This is a genomic window from Capillimicrobium parvum (assembly GCF_021172045.1).
Taxonomy (GTDB): Bacteria; Actinomycetota; Thermoleophilia; order Solirubrobacterales; family Solirubrobacteraceae; genus Capillimicrobium; species Capillimicrobium parvum.
The window spans coordinates 1,829,428-1,848,131 of sequence record NZ_CP087164.1; the positions used below are offsets into that span (position 1 = coordinate 1,829,428).

Consider the following 18,704-nt stretch of genomic DNA (forward strand, 5'->3'; position numbering starts at 1 on the left):
CGCGACGCGGCTCACGTCTGCTCCACCGGACACCAGTACGTCGTGCGCCCGCCGACGGTCGCGCGCGCGAGCTCGGCGCCGCAGCGCGGGCAGTGGCCGCCGCGCACCCGGTGCTCGATCAGCTCGCCCGTGTGGACGCCGCCGAGCCGGATGGCCGAGCGGATCGCGGCGCGCAGCTCGCGGCGCAGGCGGTCTAGCTCGTCGTCGTCGAGCGAGCCGGCCGGGCGCACGGGGGACAGTCGCGCGCGCCAGAGGGTCTCGTCGGCGAGCAGGTTGCCGACCCCGGCCAGGACCGCCTGGTCCATGAGCCGCGCCTTGAGCGGCGCGTCGCCCCGGCCGACGCGCTCGCGGAAGGCGTCGCGGGCGATCTCGCCCGCGTCGGGCCCGAGCGCCTCGATGCGCGGGTCGAGCACCGCGCGGCCGAGGCGGCGCTTGTCGCGCAGCGTGAGCGCGCCGCCGTCCTCGAAGTGCAGCGTGAAGCGGTCCCACGACGGGTTGCCGTCGGAGGGCGCGGGGTCGCCCTCGGCGTGGTCGTCGACGACGATGCGCCCGGCCATGCCGAGGTGCAGCCCCAGGATCGGGCCCTCGCCGTCGTCGGTCTCGATCCACATCGCCTTGCCGCGGCGGTTCGCGGCGCTGAGCGTGCGGCCCGTGAACGCTGCGGCGAGCTCGCCCGGCTGGTGAGGCCGGCAGACGTACGTGTCGGTGTCGTCGACCGCCGCGATCCGCCGGCCGAGCGCGCGCTCGGCGATGAGGGCGCGGGCGCGCTCGACCTCGGGCAGCTCGGGCATCGGCCCAGGGTACGTGCTCGGCGGCGCCGCCCTGGGGCGAGGGCGTCAGCTGCCCGTGGCCATGCCCGGCTCCGGCCAGGCACCGTGGTCGCGCACCCAGTCGCGCCGCTTGTCGAACGGCTGGGCGACGTAGTCGCGCATCGCGTCGATCGCCTCGTCGGTGACGATCGTCTTCAGCCACTCCTCGGCCTCGACGCGCAGCCCCTCCTGCATCGGCAGGTTCGCGCCGCGCACGACGGAGCGCTTCGCCGCGGTCAGCGCGACCGCTGAGTTCGTCCTCAACCGCTCGGCCACCTCGAGCGCCCGCGCCCGCGCATCGTCGGCGAGCTCGTTGACGATCCCCAGCTCGAGCGCGCCCTCGGGGGTCACGTAGCGGCTGCGCAGCAGGAAGTCGAGGGCCCGGCTGCGGCCGATCGCCCGCTCGAGCAGCTGCGATCCGGTGCCCGTGAGGATCCCGAGGCTCGCCTCGGGGAAGCCGAGCAGATAGTCGCCGCGCTGCATGATCCGGATGTCGCAGTTCAGCGACAGCTCGAGGCCGCCGCCGCCCGTGTCGCCGGTCATCGCCGCGATGATCGGCTTGTCGAGGTAGGACAGCGACTGCAGCAGCGTGTGCCAGCCGTAGATGAGGTCGTACGAGCGGCGGATGAGGTCCTCGCGGTCCTCGGCGAGGTCGACGAGCTCCTCGACGCTGTAGTGGGTGATGTAGCGGTCGGGGATCGCCCCGGTGATGATCACCACCCGCACGTCGGGCTCCCGCCAGCGGGGCAGCATCTCCGCCAGTCCGGCCGCGCTCGCGCCGATGAAGTAGTTCATCGGCGGGTTGTTGTGGGCGGCGACGATGATCCCGTCGCGCTCCTCGACTTCCCAGACGCTCATGGGTGCACGCTAGATCGGGCGCCCGCCCGCGGGTGCGCGCGCCGGGCCGTGCCGCTGTGAACCTCCCAACCGGCGTCAGGAGGGGTCGCGCGTGTGCCGCAGGACGGTGCCCAGCAGCGGCGGCACGGCCAGGGCGATGAGCACGGCCACGACGACCGCCGAGGCGCCGGAGTGGGCGAGGAGCACCGCCGGGCCGCCGCCGAGGACCGCGGCGCCCACGGGCCACGCGACGAGCCATGCGACGACCAGTCCGCCGCCGCTCGGATCGCCGGCCATCGCGGTGGTGAGCATGCTCGTCGGCAGTCGTCCCCCGCGGCGCGAGGACAGGGCGGCGCACAGCACGACGGTGGGGACGGCGAGCACCGCGAGCAGCGCGGCGGCCGCACCGTGGGCCGGCAGCTCGCCCGTCGCGGCGCACCCCGCGACCGCCAGGAGCGCGCCGGCGGCCACCGCGGCCATCGGCAGCGCCACGTGGCCGAGCAGCACCCGGCCGTAGGGCGTCGGCAGCAGGACGCGCGTGCGGTCGGGCGCGTCGGTCTCGGCGCGCAGCGGCTCCAGCGCCCGCGAAGCGCCCCAGTAGGCCAGCAGCGCGCCGGCGGCGCCGGCGGCGGGACGGTCGGCGGCGATCAGGCTCAGCGCGGCGCCGCCCAGCGCAAGGGTCGTGGCCTGCAGGACGGGCCGGGGGTCGCCGAGGGCGGCGGTGACGTCGCGCCAGGGGACGACCCACGCAGGGTGTCGGGGCAGGCGGCTGCGGCGGGCGCGCGCCGACCGCCGGCCCGCATCGCTCGCGCGGCGCAGGCCCAGACGCGCGGTGCGTGCGTCGAACGCCCACAGCGACGCGATGGCGCCGGCGCGCGCCTCCGCGCGCCTGGCGTGGCGCTCGGCCGGCCACCGTCCGCACGTGCGCACGACCTGCGCCGCCGCGACCGCGGCGACGAGCACCACGGCCGCGAGCGCCGGGAGCCAGTGCCTCGCGCTCGCGCCGCTCGCGGGCGCCGCCGCCCAGCCCCACGGTCCGGACCAGCGCGCGACGGCGCGCCCGTCCGCGCTGCCGTGCGCGGCGACGACGAGCGCGGCCGCCGTGATCGCCACCGGCAGGCCGGCCCGGCGCGTGATCGCGTCCAGCCGCGCCGACCCCTCGACGGCGCCCGCGAGCGCGACGCCGATGACGCCGCACGCCGCGAAGGCGCCGGTCAGCGCCAGCGCGCCGTCCAGCGGGAAGCTGCGGCCCTTGCCGGTCAGCGCCACGATCGCGATGCCGGCGAGCACCGCTCCGCCGGCGGCGCCGACCGCGAGGTTGCGCACCAGGCGCGGGGCGGCGAGGGCGCGGCGGCTCAGCGGCGCCTGCAGGAGGAACGCGACGTCGGCCTGCGCGTAGACCACCGGTCCCTGCACGCCGCCCCAGCGGGCGGCGAGCCACAGCACGACGAGCAGCACGGAGGGACCCCACACCTCGGCGCTCGACGGGGTGATCCAGCGCGAGAGCACCGTGCTCGTCGTGCCGTACGTGAGCGCGCCGACCATGCCCACCGTGATCGCGACCATGTACGCGACGTCCAGGCGGCGGGCGATCGACGGCGGCGGATGGCGCACGCGCCACCAGGCGCGCACGTCGCGCAGCGCCGCGGCCGCGGGCAGGGCCGCCGAGGGTGGGGCGGTCAGCTCGGCAGCCACCCGCGCTGCTCCGCCCGTTCGGCGACCTCGCCCCATGGCCCCTGGTCGACGACCTCGCCCTCCTCGAGCATGACCGCCCGGTCGGCGAGGCCCTCGGCGAATGCCATCTGGTGCGTGGTCAGCACGACGGCGACCCTCGAGCGCTTGGCCTCGAGCAGCAGCTCGTGCAGCAGCGCCTGCGAGGGCGGGTCGAGCCCGACGACCGGCTCGTCGAGGAGCAGAAGCGCCGCCGGTCGCACGAGCGCGCAGGCGAGCTGGGTCTTCTGGCGCATGCCCCGCGACAGCTCGGCGGGCAGGAAGTCGGCGCGTTCGGCGAGGCCCAGGCGCTCGAGCAGGGCGTCGATGCGCGCGGCGGTGCTCTCGCCGTGGACGCCGTGGGCGATGGTGACGAGCTCGGCGTGCTGGCGCACCGTGAGGTCGGCGTAGAGCAGCGGCGAGTCCGGGACGATCGCCAGCGCGGCGCGCGCCCGCTCGGCCTCGGGCTCGGTGTGAGGGTCGAGCCCGGCGATCCGGATCGTGCCCGACGTGGGGGTCAGCTGGCCGGCGATGGTGCGCATCGCGGTCGACTTGCCGCTGCCGTTGGCGCCGATGAGCGCGACGCACTCTCCGGCGTGGACGGTGAGCGACAGGTCCGCGAGCGCGACGAGGCGCCCGTAGCTGCGCGACAGGGAATCGACCTGCAGGGGCGCGGTGGCCACGCCCACCAGTGTGCCTGACGGCGGCACGGGTACACGCGTGCTGAGCCCGCGACCAATATCATTGACGATGCAACTATGACCGACACCGTCTTCAAGCTCGGTGCGGAGGAGGCCGGCGACGGCCGCTTCCGGCGCCAGCAGAGCAAGTTCCGCGACTGGGCCGATACGACCGAGCCCGGCCGCCACGACCTGTACGTCTCCTACGCGTGCCCGTGGGCGCACCGCACGATCATCGTGCGGCGCCTGAAGGGGCTCGAGGACGTCGTCGGGATGTCCGTGGTGCACCCGTACCGCGACGAGCGCGGCTGGGCGTTCACGGGCGGCGAGCATCGCGACGAGCTGCACGACTGGGACTTCCTGGTCGACGCCTACGACGCGACGGATCCGAGCTTCGAGGGCCGCGTCAGCGTGCCGGTGCTGTGGGACCGTCAGGAGCACCGCATCGTCAACAACGAGTCGGCCGACATCATCCGCATGCTCAACGCCTGGGGGACCGAGGGGCCGGATCTCTATCCCGAGGACCTGCGCGCCGAGATCGACGCGATCAACGAGCCGGTGTACGACAACGTCAACAACGGCGTCTACAAGACCGGGTTCGCCGGCACCCAGGAGGCCTACGAGGAGAGCTTCACCGCGCTGTTCGACTGGCTGGGCCGGCTCGACGAGCGCCTCGGCGGCCGGCGCTACCTCGCCGGGGACCGCATCACCGAGGCCGACTGGCGCCTGTTCACCACCCTGCTGCGCTTCGATGCCGTCTACCACGTGCACTTCAAGTGCAACGGCCACCGGCTGATCGAGTACGCCAATCTCTGGCCGTTCGCGCGCGAGCTCCATCAGTGGCCGGGCGTCGCCGAGACCGTCCGCTTCGACGAGATCAAGCGCCACTACTACACCACGCACCCCGAGCTGAATCCACGCCGGATCATCGCCGCCGGCCCGCTCGACATGGACTGGACCGAACCGCACGGGCGCGGCTGACCGCGCCCGTGCGGAGCGGCCGGCCGGTCAGCGCTTGCGCTTGTGCGTGCGGACCGTGACGGACACCTTCGTGCCGCCGGCCGCGGTGGTACCGGCCTTGGGCGAGCTGCTGACGATGCGGCCCGCCTTGCCCTTGCCCCGGCGCTTGTGGACGCTGCCGAGCGCGCAGTGCGCGGCGGTCAGCCGCGCGCGGGCGCGCTTGACCGTCACGCCCTTGAGCGTCGGCACGACGCACCGGACCGGTGGCGGTGGCGGCGGCGGCGGGGGCGGCGCCTGCACGCTCAAGAGGAGCGGCGCCGCGTCGTCGCGGGTGAACTGGGCGCCCGACTGGCGCTGCGAGAACGGGTAGATCTTCATCGTCGCGCCCGGCGCCACGCCGACCATCTCGGCGGGGAACGACACGCCGTACGGGGGCACCCTCGTGACGTCGGTCATCTGGGCGGCTCCGGCCGGGCTGACGAAGGTGAACACGTCGTCGACCATCACCGCGTCGTAGTCGAGTCCGCTGAACGGTCCGTTGCTGACGCCCGTGGCGGGGTTGTTGTCCGTATCGAGATGCCACTGCAGGATGTCGAAGAACCCGAGCGGCGGGCTGCCGGCGATCTGGTCGCTGAGCGTGATAACGCAGTTGGCGTCGACGGACGCCGTCGCGGCGGTGATGTCGAGCGCGCCGGCCTCGTTGTCGCCCGCCGCGTCGGCGGCGGTCTGCGTGGCCGGCTGGCAGGTCGCGGCCGACGCGCCGGCCGGCAGCGCGAACGCCGCAGCGGCGGTGGCGCCCGCCAGCGCGAGCATGGTGCGAGGTTGCATGGTGCTTCTCCTCGGTTGGGAAATGGACGTCACCGCCGCTTGGCGCGGACGATGACCGAGACCTTCGTGTTCTCCGGGGCGGTCGCGCCCGCTCTCGGCGAGTTGGCGACGATGCGGCCGGGCCTGCCCCTGCCGCGGTGGCGGTTGACCTTGCCGAGCGTGCAGTGGGCTGCGGTCAGACGGGTGCGGGCGCGCTTGACCGTGAGGCCCTTGAGGTTGGGCACGACGCACTGGACTGCCGGAGGCGGAGGCGGAGGCGGAGGCGGAGGCGGCGGAGGCGGGGGCGGCGCCTGGAGCGTCAGGACCAGCGGCGCGTCGAGCAGCGCCCGGTCGCCGGCGAACTGGCCCATGCCGACGAAGCCGTAGGACAGCGCATAAATCCGGATCGCCGAGCCCGGTCCGGCACCGACGGCCTCCGCTGGAAACGACACGCCATACGGGGGAACCGGGGCCACGCCGGCGGAGGAGGTCGGTGCCGGAGCGGCGAACGGCGTGAGGCTGCCACGACCGCTCGCGGTGAGCGACGCGAAGAACTCGATGCCAGGGAACCCGAAGTTCGTCCTCCCGGTGCCCGGGTTGCTGTCGACATCGAAGTCCCACTGGAAGGCTTGCGTGCCGGTGAGCGGCACGTCGCCCGCGATCTGGTTGCCGACGGTGAGGACGCAGTTCGCGTCGACCAAGGCGGTCACGCCCGTGATGTCCAGGGCTCCGGGGTCGTTGTCGCCGGGTGGGTCCGCAATGGTCTGTCCGGCCGGCTCGCAGGTCGCGGCCGACGCGCCGGCCGGGACCGCAGCGACGGTCGCGCCCGCGACGGCCGCCAGGATGAGCATGCTGCGAAGGGACATGGTGGTGCTCCCGTCTGGATCGCCTCGGGTCACCGCCGCTTGGGACGGACGATGACCGAGACCTTCGTGGCCTCGGGGGCCGTCGCGCCCGCTCTCGGCGAGCTGGCGACGATGCGGCCGGGCCTGCCCCTGCCGCGGTGGCGGCTGACCTTGCCGAGCGTGCAATGGGCGGCGGTCAGGCTGGTGCGCGCCTTCTTTGCGGTGAGGCCCTTGAGGTTCGGCACGACGCACTGGACCGTGGGCGTGGGAGCGGGCGTCGGCGTGGGAGCCGGCGCGGGAGCCGGAGTCGAGGCCGTTCCGGGCCGCAGCTGCAGGACGAACGGCGGCGAGCCGAGGTTGGGCGCGATGTCCTCGTAGACGGTCGTGTTGCCCGCCGTGCGGGTGAGCGCCGCGCCCGCGATGCGGATCGCGGACGTCTCGGTGGCGCCGACGGCCGCGGCCGGCACGGCGACTGAGAATGGTCCCGCCGCCGGCAGCTGCCCGAGCGGCGGCGCGTTGCGGTTCGGTCCGTAGAGCGCCGCATTGCCACTGCCGAACAGCACGACGCCGTAGTCCGCCCCCTGCTGCCACGGTGCGTTGCCGAACCCGGTGTAGATGACACCCGTGTTCGGGTTGTTGTCCGTGTCCAGCCACCACTGCAGCTGGTCGTTGGCGGCCAGCGCAGGCCGGTTGGCGATCTGGTCGCTCAGCGTGATCGTGCAGGCATCGTCGACCGTGGCGGTCATGCCGGTGATCTCGGGTGCCTGGAAGAGCTCGCCGTCGACCGCATCGGCGATCGCGCCGGACATGGGCGCGCACGACGCAGCTGAGGCGCCGGCGGGCAGAGCGAGCGCGCCGGCGGCCAAGGCGGCGCACCCGGCGAGGGCGGGAAACGGTCGCATCTCGGCCTCCTCGGGCCTCGATCGAATGAGCTTCGACCGTATGGCCCGCTCCAGCGCTCAGGCATCCGCCAGGAATACGCCTCACATGCGGAGAACCATGGAGCGGCCGTCCGTAGTTCGCGCCGCGGGTTAGCCTTCGCGCGTGCTCGCGTACGTCTTCTGGCATCGTCCCGCGCCGGGCGTCGTCGCTGCGGACTACGAGGCCCCCCTCGACGCGTTCCACCACTCGATCGGCGTCCCGTCGGCGTGGTTCGCCGTGCGGGGGCTGCCCTGGATCCCGGACGGAGGGGACGGCTACGAGGACTGGTACCTGGTGGACGACTTCACCGCGCTGGGCGAGCTCAACGAGCGGGCGGTCTCCGGCCCTCGGCAGGTCCCGCACGACGCCGCGGCGGCGGCCGCCGCCTGGGGGATCGCCGGGTTGTACCTCCTCAAGCGGGGGGAGCCCCGCCTCGACGGCGTGCGCTTCGCCGCCTGGCGCGCCAAGCCCGCGGGCGTGACGTACGACGCGTTCGAGGCGTCGCTGCCCGGCCGCGCCGCCTGGCAGCGGCAGATGACGCTCGGTCCCACGCCCGAGTACGTGCTGCACGACGACGCGGGCCCGCTGCAGGGCGAGCCGTCCGTGGCTTACGCTCCCACGGCCGCATGACCGCCCCCACCACCACGATCTTCACGACGATGACCGCGCTCGCGGAGGAGACCGGCGCAATCAACCTCGGCCAGGGCTTCCCGGACGAGGACGGCCCCGCCGAGGTCGCCGACGCGGCCGTCGCGGCGCTACGGTCCGGCACGCGCAACCAGTACGCGCCGCTCGGCGGCGTGCCGGAACTGCGCGAGGCGATCCTCGAGCACCAGCGCCGGCAGTATGGTCTGGAGCCCGCGGCGGTGCAGGTCACGTTCGGCGCGACGGAGGCGCTCGCATCGGCGGTTCTCGGCCTCGTGCGGCCCGGCGAGGAGATGGTGATCCTCGACCCGTGCTACGACTCCTACGCGCCGATCGCCCGGATGGCCGGCGCCACGCTGCGCCGCGTGCCGCTGCACCCGCCCGACTGGCGGCTGGACCTCGACGAGCTCGCCGCCGCGATCACGCCGCGGACGCGTCTGCTGCTGTTCAACAGCCCGCACAACCCGACCGGCCGGGTGCTCGACCGCGCCGAGCTCGAGGGCATCGCCGCCCTGTGCCGCGACAACGACGTGATCGCCGTCACCGACGAGGTCTACGAGCACCTCGTCTTCGAGGGCGAGCACATCCCGCTCGCGACCCTGCCCGGCATGGGCGAGCGCACGGTGACGATCTCGAGCATCGGCAAGACCTTCTCGTTCACCGGCTGGAAGATCGGCTGGGCGACGGGCCCGGCGGAGCTCATCGCCGCGCTGCGCGGCGTCAAGCAGTTCCTCTCGTTCGCCGGCGGCACGCCGCTGCAGGCGGCGGCCGCCGCCGCGCTGGCGCACGACGGCGGCTATCCGGCCCGCCTGCGCGACGAGCTGCACGCCAAGCGCGACCGGCTCGCGGACGGCCTGCGCGCCGCCGGCTTCGGCGTGCTGGCGTGCCAGGGCACGTACTTCATCTGCGCCGACGCATCGCCGCTCGGCCACCCGGACGCCGAGGCGCTGTCGCTGCGCCTGCCGCACGAGGCCGGCGTCGTCGTGATCCCCGTCTCGGCGTTCGTCGAGGACCCCGCCGGGCCCACCCGATCGCTCGTGCGCTTCGCGTTCTGCAAGCGCGAGTCGGTGCTCGACGAGGCGATCGGGCGGCTGCGCGAGTGGGCCGCGGCCTGAGCGGAGGCGCCGCCTCAGCTGGGCGGCAGGAGGACGCGGTTGATGACGTGGATCGTGCCGTTGCTCGCCTTCACGTCGGGCGTCACGACGCGGGCGTTGTTCACCCACACCTTGCCGCTGCGCACGCGGATGCGCACGCGCGAGCCCTCGGCGGTCTTCGCGGAGCGAAGCTTGACGACCTCCTTGGCGGTCACGTTGCCCGGGACGACGTGGTAGAGCAGGACCTTGCGCAGCATCGCCTTGTCGCCGGCCAGCGCGTTCAGCGTGCGCTTCGGCACCTTGGCGAACGCCGCGTCGGTGGGAGCGAAGACGGTGTACCTGGTCTTCCCGGTCAGCGTCTTCGCCAGGCCCGCCTGGGTGACGAGCTTGGTCAGGGTCTTGAACTGGCCGGCGGCCTGCGCGGTCTGCACCAGGTTGCGCTCCGGCGCCTGGGCGATGGCGGCCGACGGGCCGACGAGGCCGGTGGCGACGATGGCGGTGGCCAGCATGGATCGGGTTCGCATCGAGGCGGACTCCTTGGGTCGGACGTTGACGCCCGACGGGTACGCGAACGCGGGCGCGTCCGGTTGGCGGGTTGCCCATCCGCCGGGATAGCTGGCGCGTAGGAATCAACACGATGAGCTCATTCGCCGCTCCCGCGGCCCGATCGGTCACGATGGTGCCTCGCGTGCCCGTCCCCGACCGTGGATCCGACCCGGAGGAGCATCGGATCGCCGAGCGCCTGCGCTCCGGCGATCCCGATGCGTTGCGCGATGCGTACGACCGCTACGGGAGGGCGACGTTCGGGCTCCTGCTCCGGGTGCTGGGCGATCGCGCGCTCGCGGAGGACGTCCAGCAGCAGGTGTTCCTGGAGGTATGGCAGCGGGCGGGCAGCTACGACCCCGCGCGGTCGGGCCTGCTCACGTGGATCATGATGATCGCCCGCAGCCGGGCGGTCGACCAGCTGCGCCGCCGCATCCCCGAGCCGCGCGACCCGACAGGTGAGACGGGCGTGCTCGGCGCCGAAGCGTCCGTCGAGGCGGAGGTCGACGCGCTCGCCGAACGCTGGTACGTCGCGGCGCTGCTGCGCCGGCTGCCCGAGCCCGAGGCCGACGTCCTGCGCCAGCGCTTCTACGGTGGCCTGTCGCAGAGCGAGATCGCCGAGCGCGGCGGCATCGCGCTCGGCACCGTCAAGTCGCGGATGGTCAGCGGGCTGCGCCGCCTGCGCGCGATGCTCGACGAGGAGGGGGTCCGGTGAACGCCGACGACGCGGTCAGCTACCTGCTCGGTGAGCTCGACGCCGACCAGCGGCGCGCGTTCGAGGACGCGATGGCCGCGGACGCGGACATGCGGGCCGAGGTCGAGCGCCTGCGACCCGCGGTCGAGGCGCTCGAGAGCCTGCCGCCGGACGCGTGGGACATGCCGGAGCCGCCGCCGCTGCGGATCGCCGCGCTGCCGTCGCGTGCCCCCGCTGAGCCGCACGCGATCGAGCCGGACGATCGGCCGCCGCCGCCCCCGACCCCCCTGCACCGGGTGCGGCGCATCGAGCTGCGCCCGGCCCTCGCGGCGCTGGCCGCGGCCGCGCTGCTCATCGTCGGCGTCGGGATCGGCGTGCTCGCCGGGCGCGGGACCGACGATGGCGGCACGACGACCCAGGTCACCACGGTCGCGGAGCACTCGCTGCAGCCCGTCGGCCCCCGCGACCTCAACGCGAGCGGGCGTGTCTCCATCGCCCAGGCGGGCACCGGCAAGCGGTCGGTGCAGCTGCACGTCGACGGCCTGCCCCGCACCGGCCGAGATGCGTTCTACGAGCTGTGGCTGCTCGGCGACGACGGCCAGCTCGTTGCGCTCGGCACCTTCCGCGTCGACGCGGCCGGCAACGCGACCGTCCAGGTGCCGCTCGCCGTCGACCCCTCGAACTTCCGCTGGTTCGACATCTCACGCCAGCCGAACAACGGCGACCCGAAGCACTCGGGCGACTCCGTGCTGCGCGGCGCGACCCGCAGCTGATCAGTCGTCCACGAACCTGGCGCTCGCGCCTAGGACCAGGTCTCGCCGCCAGCGACGCGCTCGTAGCCGAGCCAGAGCGCGTTCATCGTCGTGGTGACGAGCTGCTCTCTCGGCACGTCGGGGTGGTCGACCCACCAGAGCGCCAGGCCCTGCATCGTGGCGCGAAAGACCTCCCAGACGAGCAGCGTCCCGGCGGGCGAGTCCTCCGTCGCCCGCGCGGCGGGCTCGCGGGCGAGCAACGGCAGCAGGCTGTCCCGGCTCGCGGCGGCCACGGCGCGGTGGACGGCGTCGACCTCGGGATCCCCGGTCGCGTCGCGGAACAGCACCCGCGAGGCGAACGGGTGCTCCTCGACGTAGGCGAACCACGCGTCGACGGCGCCGCCCAGCCGCACGGCGGTCATCTCGTCGCGGCCGAGGTGCTCGATCCAGATGCGCTGCAGGTCGGCGTAGTGGCGCTCGAGCAGGCGGCGGTAGAGCGCCGGCTTGGAGTCGAAGTGGTCGTAGACGACGGGGACCGTGACGCCGGCGCGGCGGGCGATCTCGCTCATGGCGGCGCCGTGATAGCCGCGTTCGGCGACGACCTCGGTGGCGGCATGCTCGATGAGCTCGCGCCGCTCCGGCGCGGTCAGCCGGCGCCGGCGGGGGGTGGGTAGGGGAGCGTCGGACGTTGACAACCTAGTCGCCGCTAGGTACGTTGCGCGAGCAACCTAGCGACGAGTAGGTTAGATCATGCTCCTGACGGTCCATCTCGTTCCCGCCGGCGCGCCGCAGGCGCTGCGCAGGCTGCGCCGGCGCCCCGCCCCCCGGGACGGGCTGATCTGGTCGGAGACGACGCTCATCGCGCCGCTGCCGGCCGGCGGCCCGCCACGGGTCGACGGCAACGGCCTCATAGCGGCGTGGCGCGACGGCGAGGCGCTCGACGCGTTCCTGGCCGACGACCCGCTCGCCGGCTGGCTGGCCACCGGCTGGTCCGTGCGGCTCGAGCCGCTGCGCGCGTACGGCGGACTCCCCGAGCTGCCGGGGCTCGGGCGGCCGGAGCGCGAGGCCGATCCGCGGGAGCCCGTCGCGGTCCTCACGTTCGGCCGCACCAAGCTGCACCGCCTCGTGCCGTTCCTGCGCGCGAGCGCGGCGGCCGAGCGCCAGGCCCGCCGCGACCCCGCGGTGCTGCTCTCCACCGCGATCACCCGGCCGCCGCGGACCGTCGCCACGTTCTCGGTGTGGCGCACGGCCGAGGAGATGCGCGCCTACGCGACGCAGGCCGGCGCCGCGCACGCCGAGGCCATGCGCCGCAACGCCGAGCGCCCGTTTCACCGCGACCAGCTGTTCGCCCGCTTCCGGCCCTCGGCCGTCGAGGGCAGCTTCCACCGGTCGGCCGCTCGCCTCCAGGAATCGACGGCTGCCTGACAGCAACACTAGACTTAGTCGGGTGACTAAGTCTGTTGGGGTCCATGAAGCGAAGACGCATCTCTCCCGCCTCCTGGAGGACGTGGCCGCGGGGAACGAGGTGACGATCACCCGCCGGGGCGCGCCCGTCGCGCGGCTCGTCCCCGCCCGCGACACGCGTCGCCGCTTCGGGATGGACCACGGCGTGTTCGCCGTCCCCGACGACTTCGACGCGCCGCTTCCCGACCAGCTGCTCGCGGACTTCGAGCGGTGAGAGCTCTGCTCGACACGCACGTGTTCCTGTGGCTGCAGACCGTGCCCGAGCGGCTCGGAGCTCACCTCGACATGCTCGCCGACCCGCAGACGGAGCTGCTGGTCTCGGCGGCGAGCTCGTGGGAGATCGCGGTCAAGTACGCGCTCGGCCGGCTGCCGTTGCCCGAGAGTCCCGAGCGGTGGACGCCCGAGCGCATCCGGGCGATCGGCGCTCAGCCGATCTCCATCGAGCACGGTCACGTGCTGGCGGTCGCGGCCCTGCCGCGCCTGCATCGGGACCCCTTCGACCGCGTCCTCGTCGCCCAGGCGCTTGTCCTCGACGCGACGCTGACGACGGCCGATGAGGTCCTGACGCGCTACCCGGCACGGACGCTGCTCGTCGGCGGCCGCGCGTGAGCGTGAGCGTCAGGCGACGGCGGGATCGCTGCTCAGCACCGCGTCCGGGCCGCTGTCGTAGAGCTTGTGCACCTTGACGGTCCCGGGCGGGGTCGCGTCGATGCACAGCCGGCAGAGCACGCACTCGTCGATGTTCGTGTCGACGATCTGCACCCGCCCGCCGGCGTCGGCGTAGATGTCGACGGGACAGACCTCCTCGAGCCTGGCGGCCGCGGCCGCGTCGCCCGCGATCTCGTCGGAGACCTCGATGCCGATGAAGATGGCGTCGCTTCTCATGCCGCGGCCCCCTGGCGCTCCTCGATCTTGCCCTTGATGATCTCCGGGATCTGGGAGATCTCCTCGGCCACCGTGATGCCCGCCTCGGCGAGGCGGGCGATCTTCTCGGTCGCCGTGTCCTCCTTGCCCTCGACGATCGTGCCGGCGTGGCCGAAGCTCATGCCCGGCATCTCGTCCATGAACCGGCCGGCCATGAACGCCACGACCGGCAGGCGCGAGTCGTTCTCGGTCACCCACCGCGCGAGCTCGGCCTCCATGCGGCCGCCCGGCTCGGTGTAGATGACGATGCCCTGCGTCTGGTCGTCGGCCTCGAAGAGCGGCATCAGCTCGGCGTACGTCGAGCCGATGATCGCGTCGCCGCCGATCGAGACGGCGGTCGAGATGCCGAGGCCCGCGGCGCTCAGCGTCGAGGACATCTCGGTCGTCATGCCGCCCGAGCGGGAGATCACGCCGATCGCGCCCGGCTTGTACGACTTCGCCGCGTCCTTCGCGGGCCCGCCGATGCCGCCCATCTTGATGACGTCGGGAACGATGATCCCGAGGCAGTTCGGGCCGATGATCCGCGCGCCGCGCAGGGTCGCCAGCTCGACCATCTCCGCCACGTCCGCCCGCGGGATGCGCTCGGTGACGATCACGACGAGCTCGATGCCGTTCTCGATCGCCTCGAACACGGCGTCCTTCGTGAACGCCGGCGGCACGGTCACGACCGAGCCCTTGATCGGCGTGCCGTGGTGCTCGACCGCCTGGGCGACGGTGTCGAAGACCGGCACGCCGTGGACCTCGCGGCCCTTGCGCCCCGGCGTGACGCCGCCGACGATCTTCGCCCCGGCGCCGTAGTCCAGGCACTCGCGGGTCAGGTTGACCGCCTCGCGGCCGGTGATGCCCTGGACGATGAAGGTGGTGTCTGCGTCGACGAGGATGCTCATTCGACCACGACCTCCTTACTGGCCGGAGGCCGGGTCGTTTGTGTGCGTGGTGCCCGCCAGTGCCTCCACCGCGAGCCGCGATGCCTCGTGCAGCGACACCGACCGGTCCGCGTACTTGACGCCGTACTTGTCGAGGATCTTGAACCCCTCCTCTTCCCACGCCCCGGGGATCCGGAAGATCGTGATCTTCTCCGCCGGGTCGTAGCCCAGCTCCAGGCAGGCCTTGATGACGCCGCGCGCGACGATGTCCACGCGCGTGTTGGAGACGATCGACATCATCACTGCGATCTTGTCCACGCCGGGCTTGGAGAGCACGAGCTTCGCCAGCCCGCACGCCTTCGCGACCGACGGGTTGCCGCCGATCTCGCAGTAGTTGGCGGGCTGGCCGCCCGCGTTGCGCACCGCGTCGAAGAGCGTCAGCGAGCCGCCGCCGGCCCCGATGACGAGGCCGAGGTTGCCGTCGAACTCCGTCACGTTGCCGGCCACGCCGCGGTGGTCCTGGGCGTCGACCGCCTCGCCGGCGAGCTCGAACTCGGTCGCCTCGCGGGCCTGGCGCGTCTCCTCGTCGCCGACGCCGAGGTCCTTCAGCAGCGCCTTCTGGCGCGGCCGGGCCTCGTTCTCCATGTCCATGTGCGCGTCGAGGGCGACGAACGAGCCGTCCTCCATCTCGGCCAGCGGGTTGATCTCGGCGAGCGTCATGTCGTAGTCGACGAACAGCCGTGCCAGCCGCGTGAGGATCGGGACGAGCTTGTTCAGCCGCGAACCGGTCACGCCGGTCTGCGCGATGCACTGCTTCGCCTGGAACTCGCTGAGCGGGAGGATGTTCGAGAAGTGCCGGCGCCCCACGTGGTCGGGGTGCTGCTCGGCGACCTCCTCGATGTCGATGCCGCCCATGTCGCTGAACAGCATCACGGGCTGCTTGCGCGTGCCGTCCCACACCACGCCGGCGTAGTACTCCTGCTTGACCGACGCCTTCGGGTCGACGAGCACGCCGCGCGGCATGTGCCCGTTGATCTCGAGGGCGAGGACGTCGGCGGCGTCACGCTCGGCCTGCTCGGGCGTATCGGCGAACTTCACGCCGCCCGCCTTCATCCGGCCGCCCGTCAGCACCTGCGACTTGATGACCACCGGCCCGCCGATCCGCTCGGCGATCGCCTTCGCCTCGCCGGCATCGGTCGTGAAGCCGTAGTCGGTTACCGGGATGCCCGCGCGCTTGACCACCTCGCGGGCTTCGTACTCGAAGAAGCGCATGTGGCCGGGAACCTATCGCGTTGACTGGCGGGTCAACGTTCAGGCGCCGGGCGGCCCGTCGAGCAGGAAGATCTCGAAGAGCCGGGAGGGGTGGAAGAGGAGCTGGCTGTGGTAGGTGAGCACCTTGCGCCCGGTGACCTGCTCCACGGCTGAGGTCAGCTCCCCCGCGACGACCTCCTGGAAGCGCAGGCGGTACTGGCGCACGAGCCGCTCCTCGCCGGCCTCGACCAGGCGCTCCTCGTTCGGCGTCAGGCCGCCCTCGAGCACGGTGAAGACGTACTCGTCGTTGAAGTACGTCTTCGCCTTCGTCGGACCGCGGCCGTAGAGCTTCGCCATCGCCTGGACGATCGCCGTCGACACGGCGGCGCGCAGGGCGCCGTGGGGATCGGACGTGGTTCGCTCCGGCATGGCGGCCATGGCGCGACAGTACCCGGGCCGGGCCGTGCGGCAACCCCTTACGTGCCGGCCGGCTCGAGCTCGTAGGCCTCGGCCAGCTCGGGATCCTTTCGGGCCAGCATCTCGGCGAGGTCCACCATCACGCGGCACTGCTTCCAGGTGGCGTCATCCTGCATCTTGCCGTCGATCATGTGCACGCCGCGGCCGTCGGGGATCGCCTCGATGACCTTCTTGGCGAACCTCACCTCATCCGGGTCGGGCGAGAAGACCTTCTTGGCGATGGCGATCTGCGCTGGATGCAGCGACCAGGCGCCGACGCAGCCGAGCAGGAACGCCGCGCGGAACTGGGTCTCGCAGCCCTCGAGGTCGCGGATGTCGCCGTAGGGCCCGTAGAACGGCAGCGCGCCGACCGCGGTGCACGCATCCACCATGCGGGCGATCGAGTAGTGCCACGGGTCCTGCTGGTAGGACGCCCGCGGCGCGTCCGGGTTCTCGGGATCCGGGTCCGCGATCGTCTGGTAGCCGGGGTGCCCGCCGCCCACGCGCGTCGTCTTCATGCGCCGCGATGCCGCGAGGTCGGCGGGGCCGAAGCTCATGCCCTGGATGCGCGGCGAGGCCGCGGCGATCTCCTCGAGGTTGGCGACGCCCTGTGACGTCTCGAGGATCGCGTGCACGAGGATGGGCCGGTCGAGACCGGCCTTGGCCTCGAGCTGGGCGAGCAGCCGATCGACGTAGTGGATGTCCCACGGCCCCTCGACCTTCGGGACCATGACCACGTCGAGCTTGTGGCCGATCTCGCCGACGAGCGTGGTGAGGTCGTCGAGGACCCAGGGCGACTCGAGCGCGTTGATGCGGGTCCACAGCTGCGTGTCGCCGAACTCGATGTCGCGGCCGACCTTCACCAGCCCGGCGCGCGCGGCCTCCTTGCGGTCGACCGGCACGGCGTCCTCGAGGTTGCCGAGCAGGATGTCGACCGTCGGCGCGATGTCGGGCACCTTGGCGACCATCTTCTCGTTGGAGAAGTCCAGGAAGTGGATCATCCGCGACGGCGGGAACGGGATCTCACGTACGGGGTCGGGCGCACCGATGGCGAGGGGCTTGAAGAAGTCGCGGGGGTTTCGCACGGCTGGTCGCTCCTGGTCTGTCGGAAGGCGCCGGACGTTAGCGGCGGGGCGCGGGCGCCGCCCCGCCCATCCGGGCGAGGACGTCGTCGCGGCCGTAGATCGTCAGCACGTCGCCGGCCTCGATGCGGGTGTCGAGCGGTGGAGCGCCGACGTACTCGCCGCCCTCGGCCCGCTCGATCCCGAGCAGCACGATCCCGGGGCTCTCGGGGGCGACCTCCGCGAGGGACCGGCCCGCGAGGATGCCATCGGGCCGGATCGTGATCTGGGTGACCGAGTACTGGTCGTGGATGCGCAGCAGCGCGTCGTAGTCGCGCGTGTCGATGTTGGTGGCGCGGCGCAGACCCCACGCCACGATGCGCGTCATCAGCCGGTCCAGCGGCTTGACCGACATCGCCGCCCACAGCAGCAGCGTCGCGCCGACCAGTCCCAGCAGCGGCCCGACGATGCTGTCCTCCTGGCGCGCCAGCGTGAGGATGGACGAGCTCACCACGCCGGAGATGCCGATCGCGCCCGCGACGAGCAGCATCTGCACGATCCTGCGCCGCAGCGGGTGGTTGACGATGGTCTCCGCCTCGGCCGTCGTGTAGCCCACGCCGAAGAACGCGGAGCGCACCTGGAAGCGGGCGATGTCGCGCGAGAGCCCGGTCAGCACGAGCGCCTCGGTTCCGGTGCGCAGGATCAGCCCGAGGACCACGATGGCAGCGAAGATCGCGATGACGCCTTCCATGACGTGAGGACGCTACCGGCCGCGGGTGCGGAAGGATGTGGGAACTATGAGCAGCGACTTCACCACCGATCAGGCCGCCCGTGAGTCCAGCGGCGCCCATCCCTACGGCCGCTACCTCGAGGAGTTCGAGGTCGGCGACGTCTACAAGCACTGGCCCGCGAAGACGGTCACCGAGTCCGATGACCACCTCTTCTGCCTGATCACCATGAACCACCACCCTCTGCACATCAACGACGTGTACGCAGGCAAGAGCCAGCAGGGGCGCAACGTGGTCGTGGGGCCGCTCGTCTACTCGCTCGCGCTGGGGATGAGCGTCTCGGACGTGTCGGGCAAGGCGATCGCCAACCTCGCGACCGAGGAGCTCAGCCACCCCGCGCCCGTGTTCCACGGCGACACGCTGTTCGTCGAGTCCGAGGTCCTCGAGAAGCGCGAGTCGCGCTCGAAGCAGGACCGCGGGACGGTCAAGGTCCACACCCGCGTCTACAACCAGGACGGCCTGCTCGTCGCCGAGTTCAAGCGCCTCGTCCTCGTTCCGCGCAAGCAGCCCGGCGAGCCCGCCTCGGGCGAGGGCAACGTGGAGTAGCGGCGTGGAGTAGGCCCACCCCGATTGGGGGTAAGGCAACCTGATGAGGGT

At 72.8% G+C, this 18,704-nt stretch carries 24 protein-coding genes; 9 read left to right on the forward strand and 15 right to left on the reverse strand.

The window, feature by feature from the left end; genetic code table 11:
• Positions 1 to 11: 11 nt before the first annotated feature.
• From DSM104329_RS09025 to DSM104329_RS09040, 4 genes are all read right to left on the reverse strand, one after another.
• Positions 12 to 791, reverse strand: a complete 780-nt coding sequence (locus DSM104329_RS09025) for an Fpg/Nei family DNA glycosylase (RefSeq protein ID WP_259315102.1) — start codon at positions 789 to 791, stop codon at positions 12 to 14.
• A 45-nt stretch (positions 792 to 836) separates the two neighbouring features.
• Entirely contained in the window at positions 837 to 1,667 is an 831-nt protein-coding gene (locus DSM104329_RS09030) for an enoyl-CoA hydratase/isomerase family protein (RefSeq protein WP_259315103.1), read from the reverse strand.
• A gap of 75 nt (positions 1,668 to 1,742) precedes the next feature.
• Entirely contained in the window at positions 1,743 to 3,341 is a 1,599-nt protein-coding gene (locus DSM104329_RS09035) for a hypothetical protein (RefSeq protein ID WP_259315104.1), read from the reverse strand.
• The gene (locus DSM104329_RS09040) at positions 3,326 to 4,039 is read right to left on the reverse strand and encodes an ABC transporter ATP-binding protein (RefSeq protein ID WP_259315105.1); all 714 of its coding nucleotides are present in this window, start codon (positions 4,037 to 4,039) and stop codon (positions 3,326 to 3,328) included. Before DSM104329_RS09040 ends, DSM104329_RS09035 begins: the two co-directional genes overlap by 16 nt.
• Before the next feature lie 75 nt (positions 4,040 to 4,114).
• On the opposite strand from DSM104329_RS09040, the gene DSM104329_RS09045 reads away from it, so the two are divergent.
• Entirely contained in the window at positions 4,115 to 5,017 is a 903-nt protein-coding gene (locus DSM104329_RS09045; protein ID WP_259315106.1) for a glutathione S-transferase family protein, read from the forward strand.
• Between the two features lie 27 nt (positions 5,018 to 5,044).
• On the opposite strand, the gene DSM104329_RS09050 is transcribed toward DSM104329_RS09045, so the two are convergent.
• Genes DSM104329_RS09050 through DSM104329_RS09060 form a run of 3 tightly spaced genes read right to left on the reverse strand, consistent with a single transcriptional unit; the run spans position 5,045 to position 7,457 of the window.
• On the reverse strand, positions 5,045 to 5,824 hold the full coding sequence (locus tag DSM104329_RS09050; RefSeq protein ID WP_259315107.1) for a PASTA domain-containing protein: 780 nt from the start codon (positions 5,822 to 5,824) through the stop codon (positions 5,045 to 5,047).
• 29 nt (positions 5,825 to 5,853) lie between these two features.
• Positions 5,854 to 6,669, reverse strand: coding sequence for a PASTA domain-containing protein (locus DSM104329_RS09055; protein ID WP_259315108.1), 816 nt, complete (start codon positions 6,667 to 6,669; stop codon positions 5,854 to 5,856).
• Positions 6,670 to 6,698: 29 nt separating this feature from the next.
• The gene (locus DSM104329_RS09060) at positions 6,699 to 7,457 is read right to left on the reverse strand and encodes a PASTA domain-containing protein (protein ID WP_259315109.1); all 759 of its coding nucleotides are present in this window, start codon (positions 7,455 to 7,457) and stop codon (positions 6,699 to 6,701) included.
• 235 nt (positions 7,458 to 7,692) lie between these two features.
• Here DSM104329_RS09060 and DSM104329_RS09065 point away from each other — a divergent pair, with 235 nt between their 5' ends.
• Together DSM104329_RS09065 and DSM104329_RS09070 are read left to right on the forward strand one after the other, a co-directional pair.
• On the forward strand, positions 7,693 to 8,199 hold the full coding sequence (locus DSM104329_RS09065; protein ID WP_259315110.1) for a hypothetical protein: 507 nt from the start codon (positions 7,693 to 7,695) through the stop codon (positions 8,197 to 8,199).
• Positions 8,196 to 9,329, forward strand: a complete 1,134-nt coding sequence (locus DSM104329_RS09070) for an aminotransferase class I/II-fold pyridoxal phosphate-dependent enzyme (protein ID WP_259315111.1) — start codon at positions 8,196 to 8,198, stop codon at positions 9,327 to 9,329. The genes DSM104329_RS09065 and DSM104329_RS09070 overlap by 4 nt, the downstream gene beginning before the upstream one ends.
• 14 nt (positions 9,330 to 9,343) lie before the next feature.
• Here the strand turns inward: DSM104329_RS09070 and DSM104329_RS09075 are convergent, their stop codons facing one another.
• The gene (locus tag DSM104329_RS09075) at positions 9,344 to 9,832 is read right to left on the reverse strand and encodes a fasciclin domain-containing protein (protein WP_259315112.1); all 489 of its coding nucleotides are present in this window, start codon (positions 9,830 to 9,832) and stop codon (positions 9,344 to 9,346) included.
• 113 nt (positions 9,833 to 9,945) lie between these two features.
• Between DSM104329_RS09075 and DSM104329_RS09080 the strand changes: the two genes are divergently transcribed.
• Both DSM104329_RS09080 and DSM104329_RS09085 read left to right on the forward strand, forming a co-directional pair.
• Positions 9,946 to 10,566 carry an RNA polymerase sigma factor gene (locus tag DSM104329_RS09080; protein ID WP_259315113.1) on the forward strand — a complete coding sequence of 207 codons (621 nt, stop codon included), beginning with the start codon at positions 9,946 to 9,948 and terminating at the stop codon, positions 10,564 to 10,566.
• Positions 10,563 to 11,318 carry an anti-sigma factor gene (locus DSM104329_RS09085; protein ID WP_259315114.1) on the forward strand — a complete coding sequence of 252 codons (756 nt, stop codon included), beginning with the start codon at positions 10,563 to 10,565 and terminating at the stop codon, positions 11,316 to 11,318. The genes DSM104329_RS09080 and DSM104329_RS09085 overlap by 4 nt, the downstream gene beginning before the upstream one ends.
• Positions 11,319 to 11,347: 29 nt before the next feature.
• Here the strand turns inward: DSM104329_RS09085 and DSM104329_RS09090 are convergent, their stop codons facing one another.
• Entirely contained in the window at positions 11,348 to 11,992 is a 645-nt protein-coding gene (locus DSM104329_RS09090; RefSeq protein ID WP_259315115.1) for a TetR/AcrR family transcriptional regulator, read from the reverse strand.
• 55 nt (positions 11,993 to 12,047) lie between these two features.
• Between DSM104329_RS09090 and DSM104329_RS09095 the strand changes: the two genes are divergently transcribed.
• From DSM104329_RS09095 to DSM104329_RS09105, 3 genes are read left to right on the forward strand one after another with little or no spacing between them, the layout of a single operon-like run.
• Positions 12,048 to 12,722 (forward strand): hypothetical protein, encoded by a 675-nt coding sequence (locus tag DSM104329_RS09095; protein ID WP_259315116.1) that lies wholly within the window; start codon positions 12,048 to 12,050, stop codon positions 12,720 to 12,722.
• 22 nt (positions 12,723 to 12,744) lie between these two features.
• A complete protein-coding gene (locus tag DSM104329_RS09100) occupies positions 12,745 to 12,975 on the forward strand; it encodes a type II toxin-antitoxin system Phd/YefM family antitoxin (protein WP_259315117.1) in 231 nt (76 codons plus the stop codon).
• Positions 12,972 to 13,370: a type II toxin-antitoxin system VapC family toxin gene (locus DSM104329_RS09105; RefSeq protein WP_259315118.1), complete on the forward strand. Its 399-nt coding sequence runs from the start codon at positions 12,972 to 12,974 to the stop codon at positions 13,368 to 13,370. Before DSM104329_RS09100 ends, DSM104329_RS09105 begins: the two co-directional genes overlap by 4 nt.
• 9 nt (positions 13,371 to 13,379) lie before the next feature.
• On the opposite strand, the gene DSM104329_RS09110 is transcribed toward DSM104329_RS09105, so the two are convergent.
• Genes DSM104329_RS09110 through DSM104329_RS09135 form a run of 6 tightly spaced genes read right to left on the reverse strand, consistent with a single transcriptional unit; the run spans position 13,380 to position 18,070 of the window.
• Positions 13,380 to 13,646 carry a hypothetical protein gene (locus DSM104329_RS09110; RefSeq protein WP_259315119.1) on the reverse strand — a complete coding sequence of 89 codons (267 nt, stop codon included), beginning with the start codon at positions 13,644 to 13,646 and terminating at the stop codon, positions 13,380 to 13,382.
• Positions 13,643 to 14,572 (reverse strand): succinate--CoA ligase subunit alpha, encoded by a 930-nt coding sequence (locus DSM104329_RS09115; protein ID WP_259315120.1) that lies wholly within the window; start codon positions 14,570 to 14,572, stop codon positions 13,643 to 13,645. The genes DSM104329_RS09110 and DSM104329_RS09115 overlap by 4 nt, the downstream gene beginning before the upstream one ends.
• A gap of 15 nt (positions 14,573 to 14,587) precedes the next feature.
• A complete protein-coding gene (locus DSM104329_RS09120; RefSeq protein ID WP_259315121.1) occupies positions 14,588 to 15,823 on the reverse strand; it encodes an ATP-grasp domain-containing protein in 1,236 nt (411 codons plus the stop codon).
• A 39-nt stretch (positions 15,824 to 15,862) separates the two neighbouring features.
• Positions 15,863 to 16,240 (reverse strand): DUF2294 domain-containing protein, encoded by a 378-nt coding sequence (locus DSM104329_RS09125; RefSeq protein ID WP_259315122.1) that lies wholly within the window; start codon positions 16,238 to 16,240, stop codon positions 15,863 to 15,865.
• 38 nt (positions 16,241 to 16,278) lie between these two features.
• On the reverse strand, positions 16,279 to 17,343 hold the full coding sequence (locus DSM104329_RS09130) for an HpcH/HpaI aldolase/citrate lyase family protein (RefSeq protein WP_259315123.1): 1,065 nt from the start codon (positions 17,341 to 17,343) through the stop codon (positions 16,279 to 16,281).
• Between the two features lie 37 nt (positions 17,344 to 17,380).
• Positions 17,381 to 18,070, reverse strand: coding sequence for a TrkA C-terminal domain-containing protein (locus tag DSM104329_RS09135; RefSeq protein ID WP_259315124.1), 690 nt, complete (start codon positions 18,068 to 18,070; stop codon positions 17,381 to 17,383).
• Positions 18,071 to 18,116: 46 nt separating this feature from the next.
• Here DSM104329_RS09135 and DSM104329_RS09140 point away from each other — a divergent pair, with 46 nt between their 5' ends.
• Positions 18,117 to 18,653, forward strand: a complete 537-nt coding sequence (locus DSM104329_RS09140; protein ID WP_259315125.1) for a MaoC family dehydratase — start codon at positions 18,117 to 18,119, stop codon at positions 18,651 to 18,653.
• Positions 18,654 to 18,704 lie beyond the last annotated feature (51 nt).

Excerpts from the sequence above, each read along its gene's own strand:
- DSM104329_RS09120 (WP_259315121.1), bottom strand. The coding sequence starts at position 15,823 with ATGCGCTTCTTCGAGTACGAAGCCCGCGAGGTGGTCAAGCGCGCGGGC.
- DSM104329_RS09140 (WP_259315125.1), top strand. The coding sequence starts at position 18,117 with ATGAGCAGCGACTTCACCACCGATCAGGCCGCCCGTGAGTCCAGCGGC.
- DSM104329_RS09070 (WP_259315111.1), top strand. The coding sequence starts at position 8,196 with ATGACCGCCCCCACCACCACGATCTTCACGACGATGACCGCGCTCGCG.
- DSM104329_RS09055 (WP_259315108.1), bottom strand. The coding sequence starts at position 6,669 with ATGTCCCTTCGCAGCATGCTCATCCTGGCGGCCGTCGCGGGCGCGACC.
- DSM104329_RS09075 (WP_259315112.1), bottom strand. The coding sequence starts at position 9,832 with ATGCGAACCCGATCCATGCTGGCCACCGCCATCGTCGCCACCGGCCTC.
- DSM104329_RS09125 (WP_259315122.1), bottom strand. The coding sequence starts at position 16,240 with ATGGCCGCCATGCCGGAGCGAACCACGTCCGATCCCCACGGCGCCCTG.
- DSM104329_RS09135 (WP_259315124.1), bottom strand. The coding sequence starts at position 18,070 with ATGGAAGGCGTCATCGCGATCTTCGCTGCCATCGTGGTCCTCGGGCTG.
- DSM104329_RS09080 (WP_259315113.1), top strand. The coding sequence starts at position 9,946 with ATGAGCTCATTCGCCGCTCCCGCGGCCCGATCGGTCACGATGGTGCCT.
- DSM104329_RS09110 (WP_259315119.1), bottom strand. The coding sequence starts at position 13,646 with ATGAGAAGCGACGCCATCTTCATCGGCATCGAGGTCTCCGACGAGATC.
- DSM104329_RS09030 (WP_259315103.1), bottom strand. The coding sequence starts at position 1,667 with ATGAGCGTCTGGGAAGTCGAGGAGCGCGACGGGATCATCGTCGCCGCC.
- DSM104329_RS09060 (WP_259315109.1), bottom strand. The coding sequence starts at position 7,457 with ATGTCCGGCGCGATCGCCGATGCGGTCGACGGCGAGCTCTTCCAGGCA.
- DSM104329_RS09115 (WP_259315120.1), bottom strand. The coding sequence starts at position 14,572 with ATGAGCATCCTCGTCGACGCAGACACCACCTTCATCGTCCAGGGCATC.
- DSM104329_RS09095 (WP_259315116.1), top strand. The coding sequence starts at position 12,048 with ATGCTCCTGACGGTCCATCTCGTTCCCGCCGGCGCGCCGCAGGCGCTG.
- DSM104329_RS09045 (WP_259315106.1), top strand. The coding sequence starts at position 4,115 with ATGACCGACACCGTCTTCAAGCTCGGTGCGGAGGAGGCCGGCGACGGC.
- DSM104329_RS09050 (WP_259315107.1), bottom strand. The coding sequence starts at position 5,824 with ATGCAACCTCGCACCATGCTCGCGCTGGCGGGCGCCACCGCCGCTGCG.
- DSM104329_RS09025 (WP_259315102.1), bottom strand. The coding sequence starts at position 791 with ATGCCCGAGCTGCCCGAGGTCGAGCGCGCCCGCGCCCTCATCGCCGAG.